Source organism: Streptomyces gardneri (assembly GCF_006539185.1).
In the GTDB taxonomy this organism is placed as follows: Bacteria; Actinomycetota; Actinomycetes; order Streptomycetales; family Streptomycetaceae; genus Streptomyces; species Streptomyces gardneri.
The window spans coordinates 235,106-261,197 of the sequence record NZ_BJMN01000007.1; the positions used below are offsets into that span (position 1 = coordinate 235,106).

General features: G+C 73.1%; 18 protein-coding genes. 10 read left to right on the top strand and 8 right to left on the bottom strand.

What is annotated here, in order from left to right:
• The first annotated feature begins 146 nt into the window (after positions 1 to 146).
• The gene (locus SGA01_RS06325; protein ID WP_141294138.1) at positions 147 to 899 is read left to right on the top strand and encodes a CPBP family intramembrane glutamic endopeptidase; all 753 of its coding nucleotides are present in this window, start codon (positions 147 to 149) and stop codon (positions 897 to 899) included.
• Between the two features lie 27 nt (positions 900 to 926).
• Here SGA01_RS06325 and SGA01_RS06330 read toward each other — a convergent pair whose 3' ends face one another.
• The 8 genes from SGA01_RS06330 to SGA01_RS06365 all read right to left on the bottom strand — a co-directional run bounded on the left by SGA01_RS06330 (position 927) and on the right by SGA01_RS06365 (position 15,893).
• Entirely contained in the window at positions 927 to 2,684 is a 1,758-nt protein-coding gene (locus SGA01_RS06330) for an alpha/beta hydrolase (RefSeq protein ID WP_141294140.1), read from the bottom strand.
• A gap of 122 nt (positions 2,685 to 2,806) precedes the next feature.
• Complete coding sequence (locus tag SGA01_RS06335; RefSeq protein ID WP_141294142.1) at positions 2,807 to 4,684, bottom strand: hypothetical protein; 1,878 nt, start codon at positions 4,682 to 4,684, stop codon at positions 2,807 to 2,809.
• 13 nt (positions 4,685 to 4,697) lie between these two features.
• Positions 4,698 to 6,245, bottom strand: a complete 1,548-nt coding sequence (locus SGA01_RS06340; RefSeq protein ID WP_141294144.1) for a patatin-like phospholipase family protein — start codon at positions 6,243 to 6,245, stop codon at positions 4,698 to 4,700.
• Entirely contained in the window at positions 6,242 to 7,930 is a 1,689-nt protein-coding gene (locus tag SGA01_RS06345; RefSeq protein WP_218037818.1) for a GMC oxidoreductase, read from the bottom strand. Before SGA01_RS06345 ends, SGA01_RS06340 begins: the two co-directional genes overlap by 4 nt.
• 136 nt (positions 7,931 to 8,066) lie before the next feature.
• Positions 8,067 to 9,209 (bottom strand): AI-2E family transporter, encoded by a 1,143-nt coding sequence (locus tag SGA01_RS06350; RefSeq protein WP_141294148.1) that lies wholly within the window; start codon positions 9,207 to 9,209, stop codon positions 8,067 to 8,069.
• A 43-nt stretch (positions 9,210 to 9,252) separates the two neighbouring features.
• Positions 9,253 to 12,174, bottom strand: a complete 2,922-nt coding sequence (locus SGA01_RS06355) for a helix-turn-helix transcriptional regulator (protein WP_141294149.1) — start codon at positions 12,172 to 12,174, stop codon at positions 9,253 to 9,255.
• A 132-nt stretch (positions 12,175 to 12,306) separates the two neighbouring features.
• Entirely contained in the window at positions 12,307 to 12,537 is a 231-nt protein-coding gene (locus SGA01_RS06360; RefSeq protein WP_141294151.1) for a hypothetical protein, read from the bottom strand.
• A 119-nt stretch (positions 12,538 to 12,656) separates the two neighbouring features.
• Positions 12,657 to 15,893 carry a type 2 lanthipeptide synthetase LanM family protein gene (locus SGA01_RS06365; RefSeq protein ID WP_167534024.1) on the bottom strand — a complete coding sequence of 1,079 codons (3,237 nt, stop codon included), beginning with the start codon at positions 15,891 to 15,893 and terminating at the stop codon, positions 12,657 to 12,659.
• A 400-nt stretch (positions 15,894 to 16,293) separates the two neighbouring features.
• Between SGA01_RS06365 and SGA01_RS06370 the strand changes: the two genes are divergently transcribed.
• From SGA01_RS06370 to SGA01_RS06410, 9 genes are all read left to right on the top strand, one after another.
• Positions 16,294 to 17,631 (top strand): helix-turn-helix domain-containing protein, encoded by a 1,338-nt coding sequence (locus SGA01_RS06370; RefSeq protein ID WP_167534025.1) that lies wholly within the window; start codon positions 16,294 to 16,296, stop codon positions 17,629 to 17,631.
• A gap of 241 nt (positions 17,632 to 17,872) precedes the next feature.
• On the top strand, positions 17,873 to 18,343 hold the full coding sequence (locus SGA01_RS06375) for a cobalamin B12-binding domain-containing protein (protein WP_371866003.1): 471 nt from the start codon (positions 17,873 to 17,875) through the stop codon (positions 18,341 to 18,343).
• On the top strand, positions 18,340 to 19,803 hold the full coding sequence (locus SGA01_RS06380) for a methylaspartate mutase (protein ID WP_141294159.1): 1,464 nt from the start codon (positions 18,340 to 18,342) through the stop codon (positions 19,801 to 19,803). Before SGA01_RS06375 ends, SGA01_RS06380 begins: the two co-directional genes overlap by 4 nt.
• Before the next feature lie 7 nt (positions 19,804 to 19,810).
• A complete protein-coding gene (locus SGA01_RS06385; protein ID WP_141294161.1) occupies positions 19,811 to 20,830 on the top strand; it encodes an asparagine synthetase A in 1,020 nt (339 codons plus the stop codon).
• Between the two features lie 74 nt (positions 20,831 to 20,904).
• Positions 20,905 to 22,248: a glutamate synthase-related protein gene (locus SGA01_RS06390; protein ID WP_141294196.1), complete on the top strand. Its 1,344-nt coding sequence runs from the start codon at positions 20,905 to 20,907 to the stop codon at positions 22,246 to 22,248.
• A gap of 8 nt (positions 22,249 to 22,256) precedes the next feature.
• On the top strand, positions 22,257 to 23,687 hold the full coding sequence (locus tag SGA01_RS40905) for an MFS transporter (protein ID WP_167534026.1): 1,431 nt from the start codon (positions 22,257 to 22,259) through the stop codon (positions 23,685 to 23,687).
• On the top strand, positions 23,680 to 25,086 hold the full coding sequence (locus tag SGA01_RS06400; RefSeq protein WP_141294163.1) for an amidase family protein: 1,407 nt from the start codon (positions 23,680 to 23,682) through the stop codon (positions 25,084 to 25,086). The genes SGA01_RS40905 and SGA01_RS06400 overlap by 8 nt, the downstream gene beginning before the upstream one ends.
• A 133-nt stretch (positions 25,087 to 25,219) precedes the next feature.
• Positions 25,220 to 25,435 carry an MbtH family protein gene (locus tag SGA01_RS06405; RefSeq protein WP_055639924.1) on the top strand — a complete coding sequence of 72 codons (216 nt, stop codon included), beginning with the start codon at positions 25,220 to 25,222 and terminating at the stop codon, positions 25,433 to 25,435.
• 90 nt (positions 25,436 to 25,525) lie between these two features.
• Positions 25,526 to 26,092: AMP-binding protein (locus tag SGA01_RS06410; protein WP_218037819.1), on the top strand; the 567-nt coding region annotated here is incomplete at its 3' end.

Below are 26,092 nucleotides of genomic sequence, written 5' to 3' on the forward strand. Positions count from 1 at the left end.
TTGTCTCATCCTGCTCGTTCCTCCCCTTGTTGATCACCCGTTGGTGACAGGGAGGGAATTTATCGGAACCGAATATGGTACATATCGGTTTAAATGTGCTTCTCCATGGCGTTATGCGCCGGGGATGAATCGAGGTCACCACTCCAGTGCCCTGCCGCGATCCACATGCCGAGCGGCCCCACCGGGAGCGAAGCCGGTGGCGCGGGCCGATCGGTACCTGGCCGGCCTTCGTCCTCGCGGTCGTCGTCCTCGCCGCGGCGAATCTGCTGCTGCACCGCTGGACCGGCCCGCTCCGCCTGGTGACGGCCGTCGCCGTCAGTGCCCTGCTGCTCGGTGTGCTCCGCTGGGCGGGAGGCACCCTGGCGGACGCGGGACTGGCACCCGGGACGCTGGCCCGCGGCGCGAGGTGGGCGCTGGTCCTGGTGGGTCTCGTCGCCTGCGTCTACGCGGCCGGGGCGCTGCTGCCGGACACCCGCTCGCTGTTCGAGGACCGGCGCTACGACGGGATGACCGGGGGCGAACTGGCGGTGCGCGTCCTCGTGACGGTCCCCGTCGGCACCGTCCTGGTGGAGGAGATCGCCTTCCGCGGAGTGCTCTACGGGCTGGTGCGCCGGGCCCGGGGAACCGTCTGGGCGACCATCGTGTCGAGCGTGCTGTTCGGCCTGTGGCACGTCCTGCCGTCCCTGCATCTGGCGACCGCGAAGCCCGCGCTGACCTCGGTCCTGGGAGACTCCGCCCTCGGCTCCGTCCTCGCGATCGCGGGCGCCGTACTGTTCACGGCCGCGTCGGGCGTCCTCTTCTGCGAACTACGACGCCGCAGCGACAGCCTGCTGGCCCCCATGGGGCTGCACTGGGCGGTCAACGCGCTCGGCTACGTGACCGGCTTCCTGTTGCGTTGAGCGCGCGACCCGGGGCGGCCAAGGGGGTCAGTTCTCCGGCGGCTGGATGATGTCCCTCAGCCGGTCCAGGTCCTGCGGCGTGAAGCCCGAGGGCCGCATGACGGCGTTCCAGCCGTCGACGTACGCGGCCTTGTACGTGTGACCGTGGCCGTCCGGCACACCCGTGGAGAACGGCAGGTCCGCCGTGACCTGCCAGAAGGTCACGAAGGGGATCCAGAACATCCCCTCGAGCACGTCGCCGCCGGGCGCCTCGCCGATCCAGTCGGGCTCGGAGAGCGCCAGCGAGGGGCTCCACCAGACGATCGGGTCGGACGGGTGCATGAGGTACAGCACCCGAGTGCCGTCCCACGGCGCGCCCTCCGGGGTGATCCCGGTCGTCGGGTCGTCGGTGAACCGTACGGTCCGCCCCTGCTGGTAGACGGGCTCGATCTCGGGGCTTCCCGGGTCCCGGTGGTCGCTGAACTCGCGGAACAGGGTGTTGAAGTTCGGCGGACCGGCGAACAGGGTGCCGGCGGTGCGGTTGCGCAGGTCGTACTCGCCGCTGAAGGCCGTCTCGCCGCCGAACGACCCCAGGCTCTCGCCGGCGACGAACAGACGCGGGCGCTGGTCCTGGGGCAGCTTGGACCAGACGTCGTAGACCGCGTCGAAGAGCTCCCGGCCGGCCTGGCGCGCCTTGGACTGGTCCACCAGGTAGGAGAGCCACGACGGCAGGTACGAGTACTGCAGGGCCACGGTGGCGACGTCGCCGTCGCCGAGGTACTCGAACGTGTCCACGGCGGCGGGATCGACCCAGCCGCTGCCTGTGGTCGTCATGACGAGCAGGTTCGCGCGCTCGAAGCCGCCGGCCCGCAGGAGGTCCGCGACGGCCCGCTCGGCGCGGGCCTCCGTGTCGTCGGCGGTCGCGAGTCCGGCGTACGCCCGTACGGGCTCCTGCGCCGGGCGATGGGTGAAGGCGCCGATCTCCGGGGCCGTCGGACCGGTGCCGGTGAAGGCCCGGCCCTGGTAGCCGAGCGTGTCCCACGGCACGAGCGAGCCGGGCCCGCCGGAGCGTAGTGCGGAGGTGGGCTGGTGCACGCCTTCCGGCGTCTCCGTGTCACGCAGCGAGAACGCCTCGTTGGTCGCGTTGACGAAGCCGGCCAGCAGGACGCCGCTGATCACGGACCATGCCAGGGCGGCCACCACGACCCAGCCGACCACCCCGGCCGCGCGCGGGCCGATCCAGCGGCGGAGGTGACGGGCGAGCCACCGGTACAGGCGCCGCAGCCCCCGGCCCGCGAGCAGCAGGAGCCAGAAGACGAGCGCGGCCACGAAGGGGCAGGCGATGGTGGTGAGGACGTCGTAGTCGGTGACCCCCATGAGCTCGCGGATCTCGTGCTGCCAGTACTGGCCGAAGGCGAACGCCAGGCCGAACAGCACGATCGCGCAGACGAGGAGAACCTGCCACGACCTGCGCGACGCGTCCCGCGCCTCCCGGTCGGCGAACGCGCGCCACACATAGGCCGCGATCACGCCGAGCCCGTAGCCGATGGCCGCGCTGATACCGCAGATGAGTCCCTGGAGCACCCCGCCGCGAGGCAGGAGGGAAGGGGTGAAGGAGAGACAGGCGAGCAGGAGCGCACCCCAGCAGCCGGGGAGCGTGAGCCGGAGCGACCGGCGGCGCTTCCCGGAGCCGGTCGTCGCCGGCTCGGGGCCCTCGGCGCCCTTGGGGCCGTCGGCATCCTCGGCTTCCTCGCGGCCCGGAGAGCCGTCCGGTTCCGGCGGGGACTGGTGCACATCAGGGGCCATGGCTGTCCTCCGGGAAAAATGATCCCAAGGACGGCCCCGACGTGCCACCGGTGGCTCCCCGCGACGTACGAGCCCCGTGGGGGATCCGAGCTCCCCTCGGGCCGGGGGCGCTGCCCGGCCTGTCAGTCGGTGGGGGAATCGGCGTCGGCCGGTCGGTCCGGAAGTCCCGGCGCCGTGTGCCGCGCGATCACCACGGGCTCCTCGACGAGCCGCACGGTCGACGGCGTCATGGGCACCGGCCGCTGCCACGCGGTCGGGACGTCCGGGACCTCCCTGAGGTCCCAGTCCCGGCAGGTGCTGTCGATCACCAGCGGGTAGAGGGTGAGTGTGCCGTCGCGGGCGAGGTGCATCCGGACGAATCCCGTGCGGTCGTCGATGGACTGCCCGGACATCTGCCATTCGGCGACGAGGCCGTGGTCCGTCCACAGCACCCACAGGGCGAAGAGCTCGGAGCCGAAGAAGGCGCCCGTCACCGCGGTGAGGGCCAGCGCGATCAGCAGCGGCCAGACCCCGTGCCAGGACTCCGGCAGGGCACTGGCCACGGCGACGGCGATGGCCAGGACCCCGAGGGTGACCGCCAGCTGAAGCAGCACGGCGACGAACGGACCGAACCGCGGCCCGTGCCGGGCGCGCGCCAGGCGTCGTCCCAGGCCGAACACGAACGGCAGGGCGAACAGGACGGCACTCGTGCAGAGCAGTCCGAGGACGTCGTCGATGCCGGCCATCCGCACGGTGTCGAGGGGATGGTGCCCGCCCTTGGCCAGCGCGAACGCACCGCTCGCCACCAGGACGAGCAGCAGCTGCATCACCCCGGCCAGTACGGCGAAGCCGCGGTTGCGCCGCGGGAGCCAGTGCGGCGACCGCGGGCTGGCGATGGCGTGGGCGAGCGAGCGGGACTCCTCCGCGTCGGGGTACGTGTGCGGGGCGAGCTCGAACATCGACGGCGGGTCGTCCCTGTCCCGCATCCGCGAGGTGGACGGCGGCAGCGGCAGCTCCTTCGGGAGCCTGTGGGTGGCGGCCAGGAACGCGCCGCCCAGGCCGCACGTCACCATCTGGCGTCTCCGGGGGTCCGGAGGCAGGGTCGCGCCGGAGTCGGACGGGTCCTCGGGCAGCCGTTCGGCGTAGCGGGCGTAGTGGTGCTTGTCGCCGGTGATCCACAGCCGGATCGACGCGCCCGTGTCCACGTGCTCCCCGTTCTCCCGGTCGAGCCGCGTCCGGATGATGTTCCGGTCGAACCAGTGGAGGGTGTTGAAGGCGTCGCGATCCTCGTCGCTCCTGACCCAGGTGGGTGCGGCGGAGCAGACGATCACGCTGTCGCCCGGCAGCAGCCGCGGCGAGAGGGCGGTCTCGAAGTAGCGCCGCTGCGGATCGTCGACGTAGGAGCCGAGCTGGCTGTCCAGGCCGACGAGCCACCAGCGGTGCGGCAGCCGCACCGCGAAGTAGCTCCGGGTCTGCCGGGTCTCCCAGCCGCCGATGGGCCGCCCCTGGGCGAAGACCCGCAGGAACGCGGTGAGTCCGTCGTACCAGTCGTGGTTGCCCGGCAGCGCGACCATCAGAGGCCGGTCCGGTGCCGACGGGAGCGCGGCGCGGTAGGGCCCCTTCATCCGGTCCTCGTACGCCGTCGTCGACGCCACCGGATAGACCTGGTCGCCGCCGAGGACGAGGAGCGAGCCGCGGGGGCACGAGACGCCCTCGGCGACGGTGAGTTCGGGCGCGGCCAGCGCGTGCGCCACCGAGGACGTCGACTCGAAGCCGTCGCCCAGGTCGGCGACGAAGTCGATCCAGGCCTCCTCGGCGTCGGGCCGCGCCAACGGCGCGTGCAGGAGCCCGGCCGGGAGCGCGCCCTGCATCTCGCGCTTGTCCGCGTAGTCGGCGAACACGGCGGCCAGTCCGACCTTGACCGCCGTCCGTGCCAGTTCCTTCGGAGCCAGCCAGCGCACGGGCTCCTGTGGGGTGAACAACAGCTCCGTCGCGTGCTCGCGCAACTCACGGAGGTCCATGGCGCCTCCTCGTTCACAGGGGTGACCAGGGCAGGACGTTCTGTGCGTACACGTCCCACAGCTTGCCGGTGAAGAACTGTCCGAAGCGTCCCAGCGTGGTCACCCTGCCGGGGAGCGTCGGCGCTTCGACCCGGAAGGTGGTGAGCTGCTTCAGGAAGTCGGCCGGGCGGATGCGTACGGCTCCGGAGGCCACCACCTGGGCTTCGGGCTCCGCGTCGGCGTCGACGTGGCCGCGGAGGACGCGGGTGTGGAGGACGGAGGTGTCCTTCCAGACTCCCCGGCGGGAGTCCTCGTCGACGTCCTTGTGTCCGCTGAGGGTGAGCGGATGGCCGGCCCGGTCGGTGAAGTGCAGGCGGTAGTTCATCCGGAGGTGCTGCGGGTCGGGCTCTTCCACGAACAGCTGGAACGTCCCGCGTTCGACCGGGAGTCGTCCGCCCAGCGCCTGGCAGACGATCTCTCCCCGGACCGCGGCCTCGTGCTCCGGGCCGGTGAGGAAGCGGTCCACGCCCTCGATGTCGATGGTCACCCGCAGGGTCAGGTCGGCGGTGGCACCACGCTCCGGCGCGGGGATCTCCTGGATGTCGTGTTCGCCGAACGCGACGCGTCCGACCATGCGTTCGGTGAACCGGATACGGGTGGGGTCGTCGGCGGGGTCCGGAGGGGCGCAGGGCCGCCAGGGAATGCCCTGGGCGGTGCACCAGTCGCGGGCGCGCTCCACTCCGAGTTCCACGGCCTGGGCGAAGCGGTCCCTGCTGAAGTTGACGAGGTAGTTCAACGGGACCTCGGCGCTGAGGAGTCGGACGTCGATGATCCGTCCGAACTCCCCGTGCTCGCCTGCGCGGAGGGCCGCGTTGCTGACCTCGATCCGGCGCAGCCAGTGCTTCAACTGGCCGTTGGCCACCGTCTCGATGATGTGGAAGTAGTTGGCGACGAACCCGTCGCGCCAGCGGTGCCGCCGGCTGACCGTCCAGATGATCCACAGTTCGTCGCAGCCCCGACGGATCGCCTCCTCGACGTTCCCGTCCGTCAGGTAGACCGGGTCGATGTAGGTCTTCCCGTCGATCACGACGGGAGGGAACCACATGGGCAGGGCCACCCCGGCGCAGAAGCGGTCCTCGTCCATGAGGTCCGGGGTCACGGTCTCCAGCTCGTTGGAGCTGAAGTCGTAGAGGTTGAAGGTGGCTTCGCGGTCGGTGGCCCGGATCCTGTCCCAGTCCAGTCCCCAGCCCGGGAAGACGTGACGCCGGTAGCCGTCGAGCGTGAAGAGCGATCGGGCGTACGGCCCCTTCGGCAGTTCGCGCCAGTTCGGGGTGACGCCCTTCAAAGGGGACAGGGTGCGCCAGTTGTCCGCGATCTCGCGCCCGGACATCCCCTGGCAGTACATCGCGAGGTTGAACACGCCTCCGCTGGCGCCGTCGACATGGTCGAAGCGCAACTCGGCCTCGTCGAGGAGTACTTGGAGGACTCCCGCCTGGAAGGCCACCTTCAGGCCGCCGCCGGCGAGGATGAGGGATCTGCGCGGGGGGTCGTCGCGGCGTTCGCCGCCCTGGCCGGTGGTCATGAGGGCTCCGTGGAGGGCTTCCGGTGATCCTCGATGATGCGGTCGGCCGACCGGTCGGCCAGCGCCGCGATGGTCAGTGAGGGGTTCGGGCCCACGGGGCCGGGCATCACGGACCCGTCGGCGATGGTCAGCCCCGGGTAGCCGTACACGCGCCCGAAGGAGTCCACCACGCCTTCCCGCTGGTGGCGTCCCATCGGCGCGCCGCCCAGGGGGTGCACGGTGATGAGGCGGTTGAGCCACCACAGGGGGTTCGATGCGTAGTGCCCGCCGACGCTGTGGGACACCCGCCTCATGGTCCGGTTCATCTGCTCGAAGTACGGGCCGGAGGCGGCCAGGTCCCAGTCGAGGTCCAGATGCCCGTCCCGGAGGAACATGCGGCCGTTGGGGACGTCCCTTCCCATGCCGAGCAGCGGCACGGACGTGGCGGTGAACAGCCCCTTGCCCATGGCGTCACCGACCTGCCGACCCACACGGCTTCGCGCGGTCCCCGTCAGCTGCGACCAGCCCCGCCGCAGCAGGAACCTCCCGACCCTGGTCGACATGGTGAGGACGTTGTGCTCGACGAGCCAGTTGAGGAACTCCGGGTAGCCGGCGTCCTCGATGTAGGCGCCCCGGGCGTCCTCGTCGTTCTCCGTGCGCTCCAGGCGCATCGCACTCGTGATGACCGGGCCGAAACTGGGCCTGAGGAGGCGTGCGTCCGTCTCCCCGGACCGTTCCCGACGCCTCAGCCCCGCCTTGAGCACCAGCCCGAGGAAGTCGCCGTTCCCCGAGAAGCGCGTGCCCAGCGCCGGACCGATGGCGGGGAAGGCGCTCCGGTTCCGCAGCAGCAGATAGGTGGTGCCGAGGGTGCCGGCGGAGAGGATCAGCCTCTTGGCCCTGACGGTGTGCCGCTCGGGAGGGGCGAGCGGATCCCCGTCGCCGGCGGCGACGTGCTTGATGTAGGAGACCAGGAAGCCCTGTGCCACCGGTTCGAACGAGAAGACCTCGCAGCGGGTCCGGATGTCCGCCCCGAGCCGCTCCGCGGCGCTGAGGTAGGTGAAGTCGAGACTGTTCTTGCTGCCGAAGTTGCAGCCGAGGTCGCATTCACCGACGAGCCTGCACGTGTAGCGCGGGCTGTGATGGATGTTGTCCTCGCCGCCCTCGATGGGTACTCCCGGCACTGCCGGGTCCCCGAACGAGACGGCCAGCGGCGGAAGTTCCCACGGAAGATTCAGCCGCTCCGCCGCCTGCTTCATCGCGACGGTCTTGGGTGTGTCCTGATAGGGCTTCACATCGAAGGGGTACCGCTGCGCGCCGAGCATGGTCTCGACGCGGTCGTAGTGCGGATCGAGGTCCGCGCGGGTGACGGGCCAGTGCTCGTAGCCGCCGTCGAACGACTCGTGGACGAACCAGCTCTCCGGCTTGCGGATCAGCACGTTGGCGTAGATCAGAGAGCCCCCGCCGAGCCCGCTGGACACCAGGGCGTCGAGCTTCGAGAAGCTCCACAGGTCGTACATCCCGTACCGGCGGTAGTCCGGGTCCCAGAAGTTCTCGGCCGTCTCGTGGGGACTACGGGGAAAGGACCCCGGCGGGAACGGCTTTCCCCGTTCCAGCAGGCATACGCGCAGATCCGCCTCGGCCAGACGGAACGCGGTCACGGATCCGCCGAAACCCGAACCGACGACGACGGCATCGAAGACGTCCACGCTCGCCACCTCTGGAAGGCTCGCCACCTCTGGAAGCCGGAGCCCGTGCCTGCCTTCCCCCGCACCCCGTCGCCGCGGGCACGACCTCCTTCAATGGTTCACCCGAGGGTGGTGACGCGCATGTCGAACCGCCGGACTACACGGTCGCGGCCGCGCCGACGGGCGCGCCGGCGGGCGGCTCGTCCGCCGACGGCTCGTCGGGCTCCGTCTCCCGGTGGGGGTCTTCGAGCTGGCCGCGTACGTAGTTCCAGACGACGGCGATCAGCGCGGCCACGGGAACGGCGAGCAGGCTGCCCACGATGCCGGCCGTGCTGCCGCCGAGCGTCACGGCCAGCAGGATGACCGCCGCGTGCAGACCCAGGCCGCGGCTCTGGATCATCGGCTGGAAGACGTTGCCCTCCAACTGCTGGACGACCACGATGAGCGCCAGCACGATCAGCGCGTCGGTCGGGCCGTTCGACACCAGGGCGATGAGGACCGCGACCAGACCCGCGAACAGGGCGCCGATGATCGGCACGAACGCGGAGACGAACGTCAGGACGGCCAGCGGAAGCACCAGGGGCACGTCGAGGATCCACAGCCCCAGGCCGATGAGGGCGCCGTCGATCAGACCGACGAACGCCTGGGAGCGCACGAACGCGCCGAGCGTGTCCCAGCCGCGCTCGGCGACGACCGGGATGTCGGTGGCGAGCCGGCCGGGGAGCTGCCGCGTGAGCCACGGCAGGAAACGCGGCCCGTCCTTGAGGAAGAAGAACATCAGGAAGAGCGCGAGGAACGCGGTGACCACGCCGTTGAAGACGGTGCCGAGCCCCGTCGCGAGGGCGGTGACCATGCTGCCGATGCTGTCCTGGAGGCGGGCGACGGCGGTGTCGAGCGCTCCGGTGATCTGGGTGTCGTTGATGTTCAGCGGGGGCCCGGCCGCCCACTCGCGCAACCACCCGATCCCGTCGACGACTCCGTCGGCGAGCTCACCGGACTGGGACGCCATCGGCACGGCGATCAGCGCGACGATGCCCGCGACGGACAGGAGGAAGAACACGGTCACCGTGGCCGCGGCGAGGGCGGGGGGCCAGCCGTGCCGCCGCAGGAACCGGACCGGCGGCCAGGTGAGGGTGGTGAGGAACAGGGCCGCGATCAACGGCCACACTATGGACCACATGCGGCCCACGAGCCACAGCGTCACCGCGGCCATCAGCAGCACGAGGAGCGATTCGGCGGAGACACGTGCGGCTGTCCGGAGCGCGGCAGCGGATTTCGTGGAACTCAACATGGGGGACATCCAAGCATCCCGGGGAGCGTCACTCCCCGGGGTGCTCCCCGAGTCAGCGCTTCCCCGCCGCCGCGTCCGACGCGGACAGGTCGCACAGCGCCTCGCGGTCCTGCCGTGCCGTCTTGGTCAGCAGGGCCGCCACGTGCTTCTCGACCGTCCGCGGCGAGATGTAGAGACGGCCCGCGATGGCCTTGTTGCTCAAACGTTCAGCCAGCAGCTGGAAGACCTCGTACTCACGGACCGTCACCCCCAGCGTCCGCAGCGGCGCCGGAATGCGGTCCGCGCCGCTGCGCCGCTGCCGGACCGAGACACCGGACTGGCGCAGCAGCGCCCGGCAGGCACCCGCCACGTCCGGCACCGACGCGGCATGGAAGTGCTCCTCCGCCCGGCGCAGCCACATGGCCGGATCCCCCCAGCCGTTCTCCAGCGCCGCCTCGGCCGTCAGACGCAGCCCCAGATGGAGTGCCGTCGGATAGGGGGCGGCCAACCGCTCCGCCTCGGCCACGGCCGAAGCCGCCGACTCCGCCTCGCCCGAGCGGCCCAGCAGCACCGCGTGGGCCAGCAGCACGAACTGCCGGTTCCAGCGCATCCGGCTCGCCGAGGTGGCCGCCGTACGGTGGTAGTGGTCCCAGTCGGCCTCGCCGGCCAGCACGTCGAGCAGCAGCCGCAGCCCGTGCAGACCACTCAGATGGAACGTCGTCGGACTGTCCAGCTCCTGCGCGCGCGCCCGGTCCAGCTCCCGGAGCGCCAGCGGCCGGTTCTCCTCGAGGAGCGCGCAGAACGCCCGCGCCAGGCCGATGCACAGCGGCTCCTCCTGCGAGCCCGCCCCGTCCCAGCCGGCGAACTCCCGCAGGGCCTCCTCCATCGCCGGCCGGTCGCCCTGGTGCGCCGCCAGCGCCGCCCGCGTCATCAGCGCGTACCGCGCCACCGGAGCGAGCCGCAGCCGGGCCGCCGTCGTCGATATCTCTTCGCCGAGCCGCGCGGCCTCCTCGAACCGGCCGCAGAGCACCGCCTGGAGGACGTCGATCGCGTCGATCGAGTACGCGATGGTGACCGCGCCGAGCCGTAACGCCTCCTCGCGCGCCAGCTCCAGCGAGCGCGTCTCCCCGTGAGCCAGCCACTCGTTCCCGCCCACCCGCACCAGCGCGTAGACGCGCGGTATCGGCAGCCGGTGCTGCTCGGCGATCCGCCGCGCCCGCTCGAAGCACAGCCGCGCCTCCTCCAGGTCGCGCTCCCGGGCCAGCACCCCGAGCAGCTCCCAGGCCTGGCAGGCCACCGCCGGCTGCGGCCCGGCCTCGGCCGCCGAGACCGCGGCGCGGGCCAGCTTCTCGGCCGTCTCGGTACGGTCCGGGCCCGGGGTGTCCAGCGCCAGATAGGCGGCCACCACGTCGACGGCGGCCGACTGCGCGGGGTCCCGCACGGTCGTCAGGAGCGCCCGGGCCTCGGCGATCTGCGCATTGCCGTCGGCCCAACGGCCCGCCAGATGCGCCACCTTGGCCAAGCGGGTGTGGAGCGCGGCGAGACGGCCGGCCTCCACCCCCGCGCCGACCAGCTCGTGCAGGCCCTCCGCGAGCTCGAAGGCGCGGTCGAACTCACCGCTCTCCGCCAGCGCCGGCAGCAGCGACTCCAGCACCTCGGCCCGGGCCACCCAGTCCTGACGGTGCGCGAGGAGAGAGTCGGCGCCCAGCAGCAGCGACACCCCCGAACCCACGGCACCGTCCGCCAGCGCCCGCCGGCCCGCCTCCGTGAACAGCCGCGCCGCCCCCACCCGGTCACCGGCGTCCCGGCGCAGCGCCGCCACCAGCGGGCACCACTCGCCCGGCAGCCCGGGATGGAGCTCCTCCACCACCTCGGCCGCCCGGCCGGACAGCTTCGCCCGGTCGGTGGGGGTGAGCTGGGCCAGCAGCGCCTCTGCGGTCAGCGGATGCCGGAACGCGTACCAGTCGGGAGCCGGTTCGTCCGGCACCACCAACTGGGCGGCCACCCCCGCGTGCAGATGGCTGAGCAGCCCGTGGTCGTCGATGCCGGACATCCGCTGGAGCACCGGCAGCGGAAAACGACGGCCGAGCACGGCAGCCGCGGACAGCAGCATCCGGCCCTGCGGTCCCAGCCGGTCGGTACGGTGCGCGATGCCCCGCACCAGCGTGCTCGGCACCTCGGTGCGCAGCGAGCCGACGACCTCCCAGGCGACGCCCCGGTGGACCACCGAACCGTTGCCGATCATGCCGTGGAGCAGCTCCTCGACGACGAACGGATTGCCGACGCTGGTGTCCCAGAGCCGCTCCACGATCTCGTGGGGCACCTGGTCCGTGCCGGTGTCCAGGCAGGAGGCGATCATCCGGGCGACCTCGGAGCGGTCCAGCGGCCCGAGGCCCAGCAGGACACCGGAGCGCCGCTGGGTCACCGAGTGCGCCAGGTCCAGGGCGGCGCACGGCTCCGCGCGGGTCGTGGCGAGCAGGACCACCGGCAGGTGCTCCAGGTTGTCCACCAGGTATTCGAGCACCACCAGGGTCTCGGTGTCGGCGTCGTGCAGGTCCTCAAGGACCACGAGGGCGCCGTGCTCCCGGGACACCACGGAGAGCAGCCGTAGGACGGCCTCGGCGAGCACCACCAGCGAGCCGCTGTTCTGCGCCTCACCGGCCCAGTCGGGGACCAGACGACCCAACACCGGCCGGTACGGTCCGAGTTCGGCCTCCTCCCACGGCTCGCCACCGCGGAAGAGGGACATCAGGGCCTCGGTGAGCGGGCGGAACGGCACCATCGGGCCGATCGTGCTGCCCCGGCCGCGCAGCACCCGCATTCCGGCGGAGAAGGCCAGGCCCGTCGCCTCGGCCGCGAGCCGTGATTTGCCGATGCCTCCGTCGCCGACCAGGAACACCGTGCTGCCGCGCCGCCCGCGAGCGGTGTCGAGGGCGCGTTCCAACTGGGCGATTTCCGCGTCACGTCCGACGAGGAGAGGAGCTCGGGGATGCATACCCGAGAATTTACCCGTTCATGCCAGGGCATAAGTGACGGTTCGATCAGGTGCCCGCACACACGGCGCCGGCGGCCGTCTCCGCAGGGATCGGAGGGCGGCCGCCGGGGACGGAGATGTCAGGTCGGAGCGTCAGATCGGCAGGATCGGGAAGCTCACGGTGGTGTCGATGTCGTTGAGGATCGCCACGAGTCCGGTGCCGAGGGCGAGACCCGCGAGGGCCCGGGCACGGGCCGTGGCCCGGTCGCGCCCGGAGAGCGCGATACGCCCCGCCGGCTCCACCGCGCCGGTGGCGCCGGGGCCATCGACGGTCGTGTCGGTGAGGGCGATGGCGGTCTCGGGGGACGGCGTCTGCGGGTTCATGGAGGTCCTTTCGGGGTGCGGTCGGATGGACGTGCCTGCGGTGCGTGCGGTACGTGGTGTGCGTGCGGTGCGTGTGGTGCCTTCTGTGGTCCGTGCGGGTCGTGCAAGGGGCGGCGGGGTCACCGCTCCCCGGGAGTGGGGTCGAGGAGGAGCACGGAGGGGACGGTCTCGGCGAAGCCCAGTCGGAGCAGGGCGTAGCCGATGCCGGACGATCCGGTGAGGAGCCCGGGAGAGGGCACCGTGTCGGGGGTGGCGCAACGGGGTCCGTACCCGTCCAGTGCGCCGAGTACCAGCCCGGCCCGATGGGTGAGCCGGCCCGCGGCACCGGGGAGTCCGTGCGCGGCGGCGACGGCCAGGGCCTCCACCGTCCCGAGCTCCCCGTGGCACAGGCTGAGATCGCTCAAGGACGGGCGGTCTCCGGCCAGGCGGTCCCACGCCGCGTCCGGTACGGCCGAGGCGGGGACGGTGGCGCCGGTCGTCGTGGACCCGAGGGCGGCCACGCCGGCCAGGAGGGTGCCGGAGAGCCCCGAACACCAACCCAGGTCCGTTCCCGTGCCTGTTCCTGTGCCTGTGCCCGTGCCTGTGTCCGAGCCCATGCCCGAGCCCGCCGTTGCCGGGCCGAGCAGGGCGCGACCTGCGGCCGCGTACGTACCGTCGGGCGAGGCGGCATCGGCCTCGTAGCGGCACAGTGCCCAGCCCGCCCCGGCCCGCCCCCGCAGGAACCCGTCCGGGAGGGCTCCGGTCGCCGGGAGCAGTCGGTCGGCGAACTCCGCGGCGAGCGTGGCGGCTTCGGGCAGCCCGGTCTCCCGGTGCACCGCGAGCAGCGCCGCGAGACCTCCCGCGAGCCCGGTGCCGACGTCCGCCGGAGGGCCGGCCGGATCGTGCGTACGGGCCGAGGCGGCCAGTGCCCGCAGCGCGAGCGGCAGGCAGTCGCCGAGCCGGTCGTCGCCGAGCAGGGTGGTCAGCCGGGCGAGCGCGTAACAGAGCCCGCCCAGGCCGTGGAATCCGCCGGGTCCGACCGCGCGGCTCAGCTCCGGGTCGGAGGCGAGCGCGTGGATGAGCCGCGGCAGCGGGCGGACGGCCCGCGACGCCAGGTCCGTGTACCGGCCGACGCCGGTCAGCCGCCCCAACTGGGCGAGGAACAGCGCCACTCCGGTGTAGCCGTCGGCGAGGCCTGCGCCCATCGGGGTCACCGCCCAGTGCCTGCCGTCGACGAGTTCCAGGCCGATCCAGTTGGCCCGGGAGTCGTCGCGGACCGCGCGTCCGACGATCTCGTCGGCGATGCCGCAGGCCGCCGCGAGGAGACGGCGCGGCTCGGGCACCGCGGCGGGCGCCGTGGGCAGGGCCGGTGCGTCGGCGCGGTGCGTGACGCGGCGGGCCCGGCGGGTGGACAGCGCGGCGGAGATCAGCCATTCCTGATGGTGCCGGTCCACCTCGTCGAGGGCGGAGATCTTCTCCTCGGTGGCGCGGAGCGCGGGCGCGGCCAGCAGGTCGGGCAGCCGGGCACCACGGGACGACCAGACGTCGGTGCTCCCGGGCCGGTGGACGAAGACCGGGACGTCACCGTCCCAGAGGTCCGCGATCTCGTGCTCGACCAGCCGCCGCCGCACCGGGTCGCCCGCGGACTCGGCGTACAGCAGGGAGAAGAGCACGTCCCGGTCGACGGCGTCGCCGAGCACGTCGGGGTGGGCCGACTCGTCCAGGAGCGTCGCGTACAGACGGGTCGCCCGGCCCACGAAACGGGCCGGCGCGCTGTCGAAGGCCGCCAACGGTCCCTCTGCCGAGAGGAGTTCCGCCCGGTGCGCGACCAAGGTGTCGTAGCCCAGCCGGAATCCGGTCAGCAGCGCCGCCCCGTACGCGCCCGGGTCGATGTCCCGGCCGTCCAGCGAGGGGCGGTTGGGGCTTCCGGAGTACGGGACCCGTCGGCGCACCAGGTGCATCGTGTCGGTGCCGGGGTTCGCCCAGTCGACGGCGTCGGCGGGGGACAGGGCGGCCTGACCGCCGCCGAGGGCCGAGATGTCCAGCGCTCCGTGCTCGCCGATCAGCAACTGGGGAAGCAGGCAGGTCCGGTGCACGGAGGCGGCGAGGGCCAGCGCGGCCGGGTCGGGGCCCGCCGTGGTCGCCACGGGCACCGAGGGGTGCAGCAGCGTCTCCACGTCGACCAGCACCGGCTGGTCCCCGCAGGCGATGAGGTTCTCGCAGTGCATGTCCGCGCCGTCCAGCGCGTACAGCAGAGCCAGGAGCGCGCCCTGCCGCCGGTAGAACAGATCGGCCTCGCCGACCGAACCGCAGGGCCGGTGGCCGACGAACTCCAGCCAGCCGTAGCCGTCGCGGCGCAGGACCGTCACGGTCCGCAGGCCGAGGCCGGGCAGCCGGTCGTCGAGCCAGGCCACCAGCCGGTCGAAGCCGGCGTGCTGGTCGAGCGGGCGGGGCTTGTACACCACCGTGCGGCCGTCGGCGAAGCGGAGCATGGCCACCGCGCGGCCCTGCTGGTGGGTGTCACCGTGACCGAGGTCCACGCCCGTCAGCGCGCCGGGGTCGACACCTCCGAGGAGCTCGTCCACGAGCGCGGCCCGATCGGCGACGAACCGTGCCAGCAGCTCGGCGGTGGCGGCGGTGGCGTGGACGCACTCGGTGCCCAGTAATCGGGCGAGCACCGGGTACCGGGCGAACAGCCCGGACAGGGGGTACCGGGTGCCGAGCTCCTCGGCGAAGCCGGCGAACCGGCGCTCGGGCGTGGCTCCTTCGAGCCGCCCCTCGACGCGTGCGCGGTTCAGTTCGAGGACCAGGGTGCGCGCCGCCGGGGCCACCAGCCGGTGGCCGAGCTGCCGCTCGAACCCTGCCCGTACGGAGTCCTGATCGATCTGGCCGGGCAGCAGGCCCGGCAGCGCCCGCAGCCGCTCGGTCAGCGTCCGGCCGGCCGCCCGCGTCAGGGGCGCCAGCGCACCGGCGAACGCCCGCCGCCACGCCTCCCGCGGCGCGGCGGAACCCGGTGCGGCCGCCGCCGGGGCGTCCTCCGTGCCCGAGTCCGGCCACAGCGGCGCCGTGGCCACGGCCCGCTCCACGAACTCCGCCCACGTGGGCCGCTCCGTCCTGGCCGCCAGCCGTGCCGAGGGCTCGGCCGCCAGCGCGGCGACCTTCGGTACGTCGACGCCGAGCGCGGCCAGCCGCGCCAGGAACGCCTCGTCCTGGCCCAGGGCCGTCACCCGGTCCGCCAGCCGCTCCGCCGCCCGGCGGGAGAGCGCGCCGACGGGAGCACCGGGGGCCGCGAGCCGCTCCCGCAGATGGAGGGCCGGAGCCCACCATCCAGGGGCCAGGCCCGTCGTGGTGTCGTGTGTGGAGGTGGTGATGGTCACGTGCGCAACATTCGCAGGACACCCCCCAATCCCACATGGGGGCATCGCCCCCATGTTTGCTCCGCACCCCCCACCCCACCCCCGCTGACCCGCCGCACCCGGCCCGCTCCCCGTACCCCCGCCCGCTCCCCGCACGGCCGACCGGCCCGCGCGCACCCACGGGCCGCACCACCCGTCCGTACCCCGGCGGCCGCTCCCCGGGCCTCTCCGGTTCCCTGCGCGACTCCGTAGGGCCGGGCGACCCCGTAAGGCCCGCGACGCACTGTGGACACGCCCGCCACACCGCCGCGCGAACCCCCCGTCGGCCCGGCTCCCAAATCTGGGGGCGGCCGACCCATGCGGTGCGCACCCGACCGTTCCGACCATGGACGACACCAGGACCGATCAAGGGAGGGGACCCATGACCACAGCCATAGGGACGGACCAGTTCGGCGTGCTGCTGCGCGACCACCGCCGGCGCAGCGGCATGACACAGCAGCAGATGGCCGATCTGGCCACGCTCAGCGTCAGGGCGATACGGGACCTGGAGAGCGGCCGCGCCCGCCGCCCCCGGCAGGAGACGGCCCGGCTGCTCGCCGACGTCCTCCGGCTCACCGGCGCGTCCCGCGACGCCTTCCACGAGGCGGCGCGCAGCCACCTCCCGTCCGAGGGGCCCGGGGTCGCCGGGCCCGAGTCCTGCCCGCCACCCGCGCTGCTCGGCACGACCGTCGGGCGGGAGCACGAGATCCGCTCCCTCGTCGAGCTCCTGACGGTGGATCAACAGAGGCTGGTGAGCGTCGTCGGCCTGGGCGGGGTCGGCAAGACCCGAATCGTACGAGAGGCGGCGGGCGTCCTGCGGGAAGGTCACGGCTGGACGGTGATCTGGGTCCAGGCCGCCGGACTCTCGCCCGACTTAAGGGAGTTGCGCCGCCTCGAACCGGCCGTGACCGGTTCCGGGCGCGGTCGCGGCCACGACGTGCTGCTCGTCCTGGACGGTCTCGCGCGCCGAGTCGAGGGGGACCTGATCCACCACCTCCTCGCACACGGACCGGGCCTGCGTGTCGTCGTCACCGCGCCCACCCCGTCCCGCCTGGCCGGCGAACAGGTCATGCCGATAGCGCCGTTACCCGTCCCCGGGCGCGCAATCGACCACGACGCCGCCGCGCTCGCCGAGTTCCCCTCCGTCCGGCTCTTCCTGTCCCATCTTCGGCGCCTGCGCCCGTACGCCCCGCGTCCCGCCGCGACCGCCGCCGTCGCCGAGCTGTGCCGTGTGCTCGACGGCGTCCCGGGCGCGCTGGAGACCACGGCCGCCTGGGGACTCGTACACGCCCCGGAAGAGCTGCTGCACTCCCTCACCCGGGACCCCGAGCGCTTCTCGTCGCCTCCCACCGCCTGGGGCCCCGCCTCGGGAAGCGGCTGCGGAGCCGTCGCCGGCAGCCTCGCCGTCCTGGAACCGCCCCTGCGCGAGAGGCTGTTCGCGCTGAGCGCGCTGCCCGGAAGCTGGACCCTGGACGAGGCGGCACCGCTCGCCGGGACCTCCCTCGCCGACACCGCCGCCACCGTGTACGGCCTGCTGATCCACGGCCTGGTCCGCACCGCCGACGAGGACGGACGGGACCGCTTCAAGGTCCTGCACCGGGTCCGGTCGGTCCTCGCGGGCCGCGCGGCCCCGCTCTCCGACGGACACGCGATTCCCGCGGGATACGCGCTTCCCACGGGATACGCCTCCGCGGCCCCGACCGTCTGCGCGGTGGCCTGATGCCGGGCTCGCCGCCCGTGGTCCGCGGTCGATTCTGCCGGACACCTGCCGCTCGGACTTCCCTCCGGCCCTCGGGGCGGCCCCTACGGTGAAACCGCGCCCCGATCGGACATTCCCGCCGTCACCAGAAACAGGTGAGGAATACGGCGGGAATCGGTGACGACCGGGAATTCGGAGAACGACCGGGAATCGCGGGCGAGAAGACGCCAACCGTCATGTCGAACGAAGGCAGGCTATGAAAGTGGGCACCCCGGTCACCCCGGTACAGACCCCGATCACGGAGGTTCGGTCCGCACCCGGACTCAAGGTGATCGTCTCCAGCGTCGCGTCGGACGCGCACACCTGGAACCTCGTGTTTCTGCAACTGCTGCTGGAGGAACTGGGCCACCGGGTCGCGAACCTCGGGGCCTGCGTGCCCGACGAGCTCCTCGTCGAGGAATGCCGACGCCAGCGCCCCGACCTCGTGGTGATCAGCAGCGTCAACGGCCACGGCGCCAACGACGGACGGCGGGTCATCCGTGAACTGCGCGGCCATCCCGAGACCGCCGCCATCCCCGTCGTGATCGGCGGAAAGCTCGGCATCGACGGCGCCGAAAGCACCGATCACGCCGGCCTCCTCGAAGCCGGCTTCGACGCCGTCTTCGAAGAAGGCGCGGGCCTGGCGTCGTTCGGGTCGTTCCTCAGATCCATCCCGGCGGGCGTGACGACATGACCGTACCCACGCGCCGCCCCACCCCGGCCACCCCGGCCGGGTCCTTACCCTCAGGCTCCTTCGGAGCCTTCGTCTCCGCCGCGCGGGCGGCCGGCCGCCTGGTCGTCCAGCCCCGCATGGGCATGAGCGACCCGCGGGCCATGCGGGCGGGCCTCGCCGCCACCCGGGCCGCCGACGCCACCACCGTCGGCACGATCACCATCGACAGCTACACCCGCGTCGGGGACCAGGCCGCCGCCCGCCGCGCCCTCGCCGAAGGCGTCCCCCTCAACGGCTATCCCCTCGTCACCTACGACACCGCCGTCACCCGCTCGGTCCTCGACGGCATCCAGGACCACACCTTCCCCGTGCAGGTCCGCCACGGCTCCGCCGCCCCGCAGGACATCGTCGCCGCACTCCTCCTCGCCGGACTCGACGCCACCGAGGGCGGCCCCGTCTCCTACTGCCTGCCCTACGGCCGTACGCCCCTGACCGCATCCGTGGAGAACTGGGCCCGCACCTGCGAGCTGCTCGCCCGCACCCGCGACCACGGAGCCGAACCCCACCTGGAGACCTTCGGCGGCTGCATGATGGGCCAGCTGTGCCCGCCGAGCCTGCTCGTCGCGCTCAGCGTCCTGGAAGCGCTGTTCTTCGCCCAGCACGGACTGCGCAGCGTCTCCCTCAGCTACGCCCAGCAGACCGACCCCGCCCAGGACGAGGAGGCCCTGCACGCCCTGCGGCGACTCGCGGACGTGCTCCTGCCCGACGTCGACCGGCACATCGTCGTCTACACCTACATGGGCGTCTACCCGCGCACCCCCGACGGAGCCCGGCTCCTCCTGGAGGAGTCGGCCCGGCTCGCGGTCCGGACCGGAGCGGCCCGCCTCATCGTGAAGACCGCCGCCGAGGCCCACCGCATCCCGACCGTACGGGAGAACGCCGAAGCCCTGGAGGCCGCGGCGCGCGCCGCCGAGGCGGAGGCGGCTTCGGGACGGGTCCCCGAGGTGGACGGCTCGGGACGGGTTTCCGAGGTGGACGCTTCGGGACGGGTCTCCGAGGTGGACGCTTCGGCACGGGCCTTCGGGCCGGTCCCCGACACGGGCATCCACGCCGAGGCGTCCGCCCTCGTCCAGGCCGTCCTGGAGATCTCGCCCGACCTCGGCCGCGCCCTGCCGCTGGCCTTCGAACGCGGCTACCTCGACGTCCCCTTCTGCCTTCACCCCGACAACGCCCAGCGCACCCGCAGCTACCTCGACACCGACGGACGGCTGCGCTGGTCGGCCATCGGCTCCATGCCGCTCGGCGGCATCGTCGAACTCGCCCACGAGCCACGCCTGACCTCCAGCGGTCTCCTCGGCGCTCTCCGCCATGTGGAGCAGCGCTTCGACGCCGCGGCCCTCGACCCCTCGCCCGCCCACCGGCCCCTCGACGACGGGCACCGCCCGCCGACCCGCGTGGCCCTCTCCGAAGAAGGACGGTAGACACCCCATGCTGCACATCACGGACCCGGCGACCGGCCCCGCCGCCACGGACCGCCTGCCCGAGGCCCCCGCACGGCACCTGACCGACCCGACGACCCGCGCCGTCGTGCGGCTCCAGAACGGCGTGCTCACGGCCGCCCGCGACTTCCTGCGCGGCCACGGGTTCACCGAGATGCTGCTGCCGATGATCGGCCCGGTCACCGACCCCGGCGTACGCGGATCCAAGCAGGTCGACATCGACTACTACGGCCACCGCTACAAGCTCATGACCAGCGCCATCCTCTACAAGCAGGCCTCCCTGCTCGCCTTCGACAAGATCTTCTCCATCGCGCCCTGCGTCCGCCTGGAACCGCTGGAGACCGCGAACACCAGCCGCCACCTGGCCGAGTTCCACCAGATCGACGTCGAGGTCGCGGGCGCCTCCCGCGAGGAGATCCTCCGGCTCGGCGAGGACCTCGTGCGGCACATCGTCCGCGAGGTCACCGAGCACCACGCCGAGGAGTTCGAGAGCCTCGGCCGCGACACCGGTGCCTTCGCCGAACTGCTCGGCCAGTCCTTCGGCCACCGCACCCACGCCGAGGCCGTCGCCGAGCTGCGCGACATGGGGCACGACCAGAGCGCCGACGCGGAGATCGACTGGCAGGGCGAGGCCATGCTCTCCGCCAAGTCCGGCCGCCCCTTCTTCGTCACCGACTACCCCAAGGGTTCCCGGGGCTTCTACGACCGCGAGAGCCGCGACGAGCCCGGCACCCTGCGCAACTTCGACATCATCGCGCCCGAGGGCTACGGCGAGCTGTGCAGCGGCAGCGAGCGGGAGTTCGAGTACGCCCGGATCGTCGCCCGGATGCGGGAGACCGGCGAGAACCCCGCCAAGTACGGCTGGTACCTCCAGATGGTCCGCGAGGGCATCCCGGACAGCGCCGGCTTCGGCATCGGCCTCGAACGCTTCACCCGCTACCTCGCGGGACTCGACTCGGTGTGGCAGGCCAGCGCCTACCCGAAGGTGCCGGGAGTGATCGCCCCGTGAACGGACGACTCACGGACGCGAGCCCTCACGAGAGCCCCTACGACAGCACGGACGAGGGCCCCGACGATCCGGGCCTGCGGGCCGAAGGCCCCGGTCTTCGGGCCGGGTATCCCGGTCTCCGGGCCGACGCCTTCCCCGCCGAGGCCGTGCGCGACCGGGCCCGCCGCGGCACCGCCGCCCTCTTCCCGCCCGTGGAGGCGTACGGGCGGACCCTGTTCGGCGCCGCCAGGACCCCGGCGCACACCGCCCCCGGCGCCGACCTCCTGGACGCGCTCCGCCTCGTGCCGCCCGTCTTCATGCCGCGGCGCCTGGAGAAGCTCATCGACCTCGCCCGCGAGCCGATGCACCACGACGTGGACCTCACCACCGTCGTCGGCGCCCTCAACTCCCCGCTGCCCGCCTACCTCTCCGCCTTCGGTTCGACGCAGGTGGCCAGCGCCGACCTCGGCACGGCGGCCAGCCGACAGGCCGGACGACTCGGCCTCCCCATGGTGATCGGCGAGAACGTCGTCCCCGTCAACGGCTACGGCCGGCTCGGCACCGCAGCCGCCGGGGACACCGAACGCTCCCTGCTCGGCCGCATCCGCGCCTACCTCGACGAACTCCCCGACGGCATGGGCGGCGTCGCCGTGCAGCAGAGCACCGAGGACGCCGACGCCGAGGTGTGGAACCTCGTCTACAGCGATCCCTCCGCCCGCCCGCTGCTCGAATCGGGGCGGCTCGCCTTCGAACTGAAGGTCGGCCAGGGAGCCAAGCCCGGACTCGGCGGCATGACCGTCCTGAACCGCGCCGCCGCCGCCCGCGTGGCGGAGCAGTACGCCGTCGACGACGTCCTCGGCGGCGAGGAACGCGTCCTGCGGTGCAGCAGCCCCGGCACCTTCACCGAGGAGATCCTGCGCCAGCAGATCCGCCTGATGCGCAACAACTTCCCGCGCGCCCGGGTCTGGGTGAAGCTCCACCCCGGCCGGGACGTCCGGGATGCCGCCGCGGTCGCCTGGTCGGCCGGTGCCGACGCGGTCACCGTCGACGGCGCGGAGGGCGGCACCGGCTGGGCCCCGCTCGGCTTCCTCGACGCGGTCGGACTGCCGCTGGGCGAATGCCTCCGCCGCATCGGCCGCCCCAACGGCAGCCTGCTCGCGTCGGGCCGGATGTGGGAGGGCACCCGCGCGGCCAAGGCGCTCGCCCTCGGCGCCACCGCCGTCGGGCTCGGCCGTGCGGCGCTCCTCGCGGTCGAGGAGGACCCCGAGCGGGGACTCACCCGACTCGTGGAGGCCCTGGCCCTGGAACTGCGCCTGCTGATCAGCGCGTTGGGCAAGTACGAGGCGAGCGCGCTGGCGTACGAGGACGTGTGGTCGGCCGGAACGGGTCTGCCGCACCAGGATCCCTCGCTCGCCACCCCGCTGGGCACCCAGCCGTGACGGGCAGCATGGCCACCGGGTCCGTGCCCACCGGCACCCCGACCAAGGGCCCGGGACTCACGGACGGCGGCTACCTCGGATTCGCCCTCGCCATGGGCCTGTCCGCGCTCGGGGACGCCGCCTGGTACGTGACGCTCGCCTGGTCGGTCACCGCCGACACCGGCCCGGCGCGGGCGGGCGCGGTCCTCGCGCTCGCCTCCCTGCCGAGGCTGGTCACACTGCTCGGTGCGGGCGCCGTCGTCGACAGCATCGGCCCGCGCCGCGTCATGGTGGGCGCCGACCTGGCCCGCTGCGCGGTCATGCTCCTCGCGACCGCCGGGGCCCTCGCCCTGGGCCCCGGGGTGCCCCTGCTCGTGGTGGCGGCGGCCGGGCTCTCGCTGTTCGGCGCGTTCTTCATCCCGGCCTCCGGATCGCTGCGCGCAGGGCTGCTGCCCCACAGCCACCTGGTCCGCGGCAACGCCCTCTACCTGGGCGCCCTCCGCGGCGGCCAGGCGGCGGGCGGCCCCCTCGGCGGGGTGCTGATGGCCCTCGGCGGGATCCCGCTCGTCGCGGCGGTCAACGCCGTGACCTTCGCGATCTCGGCCCTGGCCGTTCTTCGCGTACGGGCACGGGGCGCGTCGGACCCGAACTCCGCGACGCCGGGGAAGCCCGACGGCGCGGACGCCGACGCGGAGCGGGGCGGCCTGGACGGCGAAGCGCCGCGGGGCGGTGGCGACGTCCACGCGACGGACGGCGAAAGCGGTGGTGCGGCGGGCGGCGGGACCAGCGGCTCGCCGGGTGGCGCGGCCGAAGCGTCCGGGCGCGGCGCCGTCCGTCCCGCCGCGCCGCAGGCCTCCTTGGCGGCACGGATCGGCGAAGGGCTCCGCGCCGTGGCCGCCGCGCCGAGGCTGAGGGCCGTGATCACCGTGATCGGACTGACCGAGTTCGCCGGTGCGGGACCGATCAACATCGGCGTGGCGCTGATGGCGGACCGGAACGGTTCGGCCGCCGCCGGTGCCGGCCTGCTCCTGACCGCCTTCACCGTCGGCGCCGCCGCCGGGTTCCTGCTGTCCCTGGTGTGGCCGGCCCGCCGGCGAGCAGGACGCGTCCTCGTCCTGGGCACCGTCGGGCAGACCGTGTGTCTGGCGGCCCTCGCCTGGGCACCTTCCATGGCCGCCGCACTCGCCCCGTACGCCGGCCTGGGATTCGTCTCGGCGCTGGTCGGCACCGTGCTGGTGTCGTGCGTGCAGCGCTGGGCTCCCGAGACCGTACGCGGCCGGGTCGTGTCGATCCAGGCGCTCCTCATCTTCGGCGCCGCCCCCCTCGGCAACCTGGTCATCGGCGTCCTCGTCGAGTGGGCCGGAATGACCTGGGCACTGCTGCTGCACGCCCTGGTCGCACTGATCGCCGTCTTCACGGTGGCCCTCACCCCGCTCCTGCGGGAGGCCCGCCTTGACTGACCGTTCCGTCGCCGAGCTGGCGCAGCTGCTGCGCTCCCGCGGACTCACCAGCACCGAGCTGGTCACGGCCTGCCTGGACCGGATCAGCGCCGTCGACCCCGTGGTCCGTGCCGTCCTCGCGGTCGACGACACGGCCCTGGCGCAGGCCGGCGCCGCCGACCGCCGGCACGCCACGGGCCGCTCCCTGAGCCCCCTGGACGGCATCCCCGTCCTCGTCAAGGACAACATCGACACGGCGGGCCTCGCCGGCACCGCCGGCTCCCGGCTGCTCGCCGGGACCCCGCCCGACCGTGACGCGGAGGTCGTCGCCCGGCTGCGGGCGGCCGGGGCCGTGATCCTCGGCAAGACGAACCTCACCGAGTGGGGCAACTTCCGCTCCACCGGCAGCATCGAGGGCTGGTCCGCCGTCGGCGGCCAGACCCGCAACCCGCACGATCCGGAGCACAGCCCGTGGGGCTCCTCCGCCGGCTCGGCGGCCGCCGTGGCGGCCGGGATGGCCCCGCTCGCCCTCGGCACCGAGACGGACGGCTCGCTCGTCTGCCCGGCGGGTGTCTGCGGAGTCGCCGCGATCAAACCGGCCCCCGGTACCCTCCCGGTCGCCGGGGTCGTGCCGATCTCCACGGTCCAGGACAGCATCGGGCCGCTCGCGGCACGGCTGGAGGACGCGGCGCTCTGCCTCGCGGTCCTGACCGGCCACCCGCTCCCCGCCGCCCCGGCCCCGCCCGAGTCCGTACGGGTGGGCCTGTGGCACGTCAAGGGCATGGCGCCCGACGCCCAGGAGACAGCGGAACGCGCCGCCGAACGGCTGAGGGACGCGGGCGCCGTCGTCGTACCCGTCGAGCTCGCCCTGCCCAGGGACATGCTCGTCGACGGACTCGACGCGCTCTGTGCGGAGTTCCCGCCGTCTCTGGAGCGATACCTGGGCGGGCGGCGCGACGCCCCCGCCACCCTCGACGAGATCATCGCCGCGAACCGTCGGGATCCCGTGGAACTCGCCCTCTTCGGCCAGGACCTCTTCGAGCGGTGCGCCGCGCTCACCGACGAGGACCGCGCACTCGCCCCCGACCGGCGGCGCCGCTCCCGGCAACAGGCCCGGGACCTGCTAGCCAAGGCCCTGGCCGATCACGGCGTGGACGTCCTGATGGCCGCGACCAGCGGTCCGGCCTGGCGCATCGACGACGGACCCGACCCGTTCACCCGGACCAGCTCCACCCTCCCCGCCCTGGCCGGCCGCCCCAACATCTCCGTGCCGGCCGGATTCTCCGGAGAACTGCCCGTCGGCATCTCGCTGTTCGGCCCGCCCGACCTGGCGGAACTGCTGCCCTACGCGCTCCTCGCCGAACGCTGCTGCGGCGAGCGCCGCACACCGGCAGTTCTGCGGGACCTGCCGCTCCGCTGAGCCGCGGCATTCGACTGCCGCCGCACAACTGCCGCCCAGCTGCCCGGGGTTCTGCCCTTCCTGAATTCATGGCGGCGATAGTTTTTCGCTGTGCCCGAAGAATTAGAACTGCTTCGAGAACGGGAGAATTCCGATGACCACCAATCCCTTTGAGAACGCGGACGCCGAATACCTGGTCCTCGTCAATCACGAGAACCAGCACTCGCTGTGGCCGGCCGACATCGAGGTCCCGGACGGCTGGACCGCCGTCCACGGAGCCGCCTCCCGACAGGCCTGCCTCGACTACGTCGACACCTACTGGACCGACATGCGCCCGGCGAGCCTGATCGCCGAGACCGCCGCCGGCTGACCGGCCCGGCCCCCCTGGCCCCCGGCCCGACCGGCCACCTGCAGTACCCCGCCCGATACGCCCCGACCGACCGCCCGAGTGATGGAGTTGATGAAGGTGTCCATGGACTGCGTCCACGAGGTCTTCGAGGAGCAGGTGGCCCGGACCCCCGATGCCGCCGCCGTGGTCTTCGGGGAACGGGACACCACATACGGCGAGTTGAACGCCCGGGCGAACCGGCTGGCCCGCCACCTGGTCGCCCAGGGAGTACGGCGCGGCGACACCGTCGGGGTGCTCCTTGAGCGTGACACCGAGCTGATCGTCGCCGTCCTGGCCGTCCTCAAGGCGGGCGCGGGCTACACCCTCTTCGACCCCGCACTTCCCGCCGAGCGCGTCCGCGCCGTCGCCTCGACGGCCGACGTGACCCGGGTCGTCACCCTCGCCCGGTTCGCCGGCCACTGGGACGGCACGCCGGTGCGACCGGTCTCCGTGGATGCGGAGGCGGGGGTGGTGGCCGGGCTGGAGGGTGGTGATCTGGGGCGGATCGCGGGTCCTGCGGATGTGGCGTGTGTGATGTTCACGTCGGGTTCGACGGGTGTGCCGAAGGGTGTGGTGGCTCCTCATCGGGCGATGGCTGGGACGTTGACCGGTCAGGACTTCGTGTCTTTCGGGCCGGGT

Excerpts from the sequence above, each read along its gene's own strand:
- SGA01_RS06360 (WP_141294151.1), bottom strand. The coding sequence starts at position 12,537 with ATGAACCCGCAGACGCCGTCCCCCGAGACCGCCATCGCCCTCACCGAC.
- SGA01_RS06380 (WP_141294159.1), top strand. The coding sequence starts at position 18,340 with ATGACCGTACCCACGCGCCGCCCCACCCCGGCCACCCCGGCCGGGTCC.
- SGA01_RS06350 (WP_141294148.1), bottom strand. The coding sequence starts at position 9,209 with ATGTCCCCCATGTTGAGTTCCACGAAATCCGCTGCCGCGCTCCGGACA.
- SGA01_RS06340 (WP_141294144.1), bottom strand. The coding sequence starts at position 6,245 with ATGACCACCGGCCAGGGCGGCGAACGCCGCGACGACCCCCCGCGCAGA.
- SGA01_RS06405 (WP_055639924.1), top strand. The coding sequence starts at position 25,220 with ATGACCACCAATCCCTTTGAGAACGCGGACGCCGAATACCTGGTCCTC.
- SGA01_RS06335 (WP_141294142.1), bottom strand. The coding sequence starts at position 4,684 with ATGGACCTCCGTGAGTTGCGCGAGCACGCGACGGAGCTGTTGTTCACC.
- SGA01_RS06330 (WP_141294140.1), bottom strand. The coding sequence starts at position 2,684 with ATGGCCCCTGATGTGCACCAGTCCCCGCCGGAACCGGACGGCTCTCCG.
- SGA01_RS40905 (WP_167534026.1), top strand. The coding sequence starts at position 22,257 with ATGGCCACCGGGTCCGTGCCCACCGGCACCCCGACCAAGGGCCCGGGA.
- SGA01_RS06355 (WP_141294149.1), bottom strand. The coding sequence starts at position 12,174 with ATGCATCCCCGAGCTCCTCTCCTCGTCGGACGTGACGCGGAAATCGCC.
- SGA01_RS06385 (WP_141294161.1), top strand. The coding sequence starts at position 19,811 with ATGCTGCACATCACGGACCCGGCGACCGGCCCCGCCGCCACGGACCGC.
- SGA01_RS06370 (WP_167534025.1), top strand. The coding sequence starts at position 16,294 with ATGACCACAGCCATAGGGACGGACCAGTTCGGCGTGCTGCTGCGCGAC.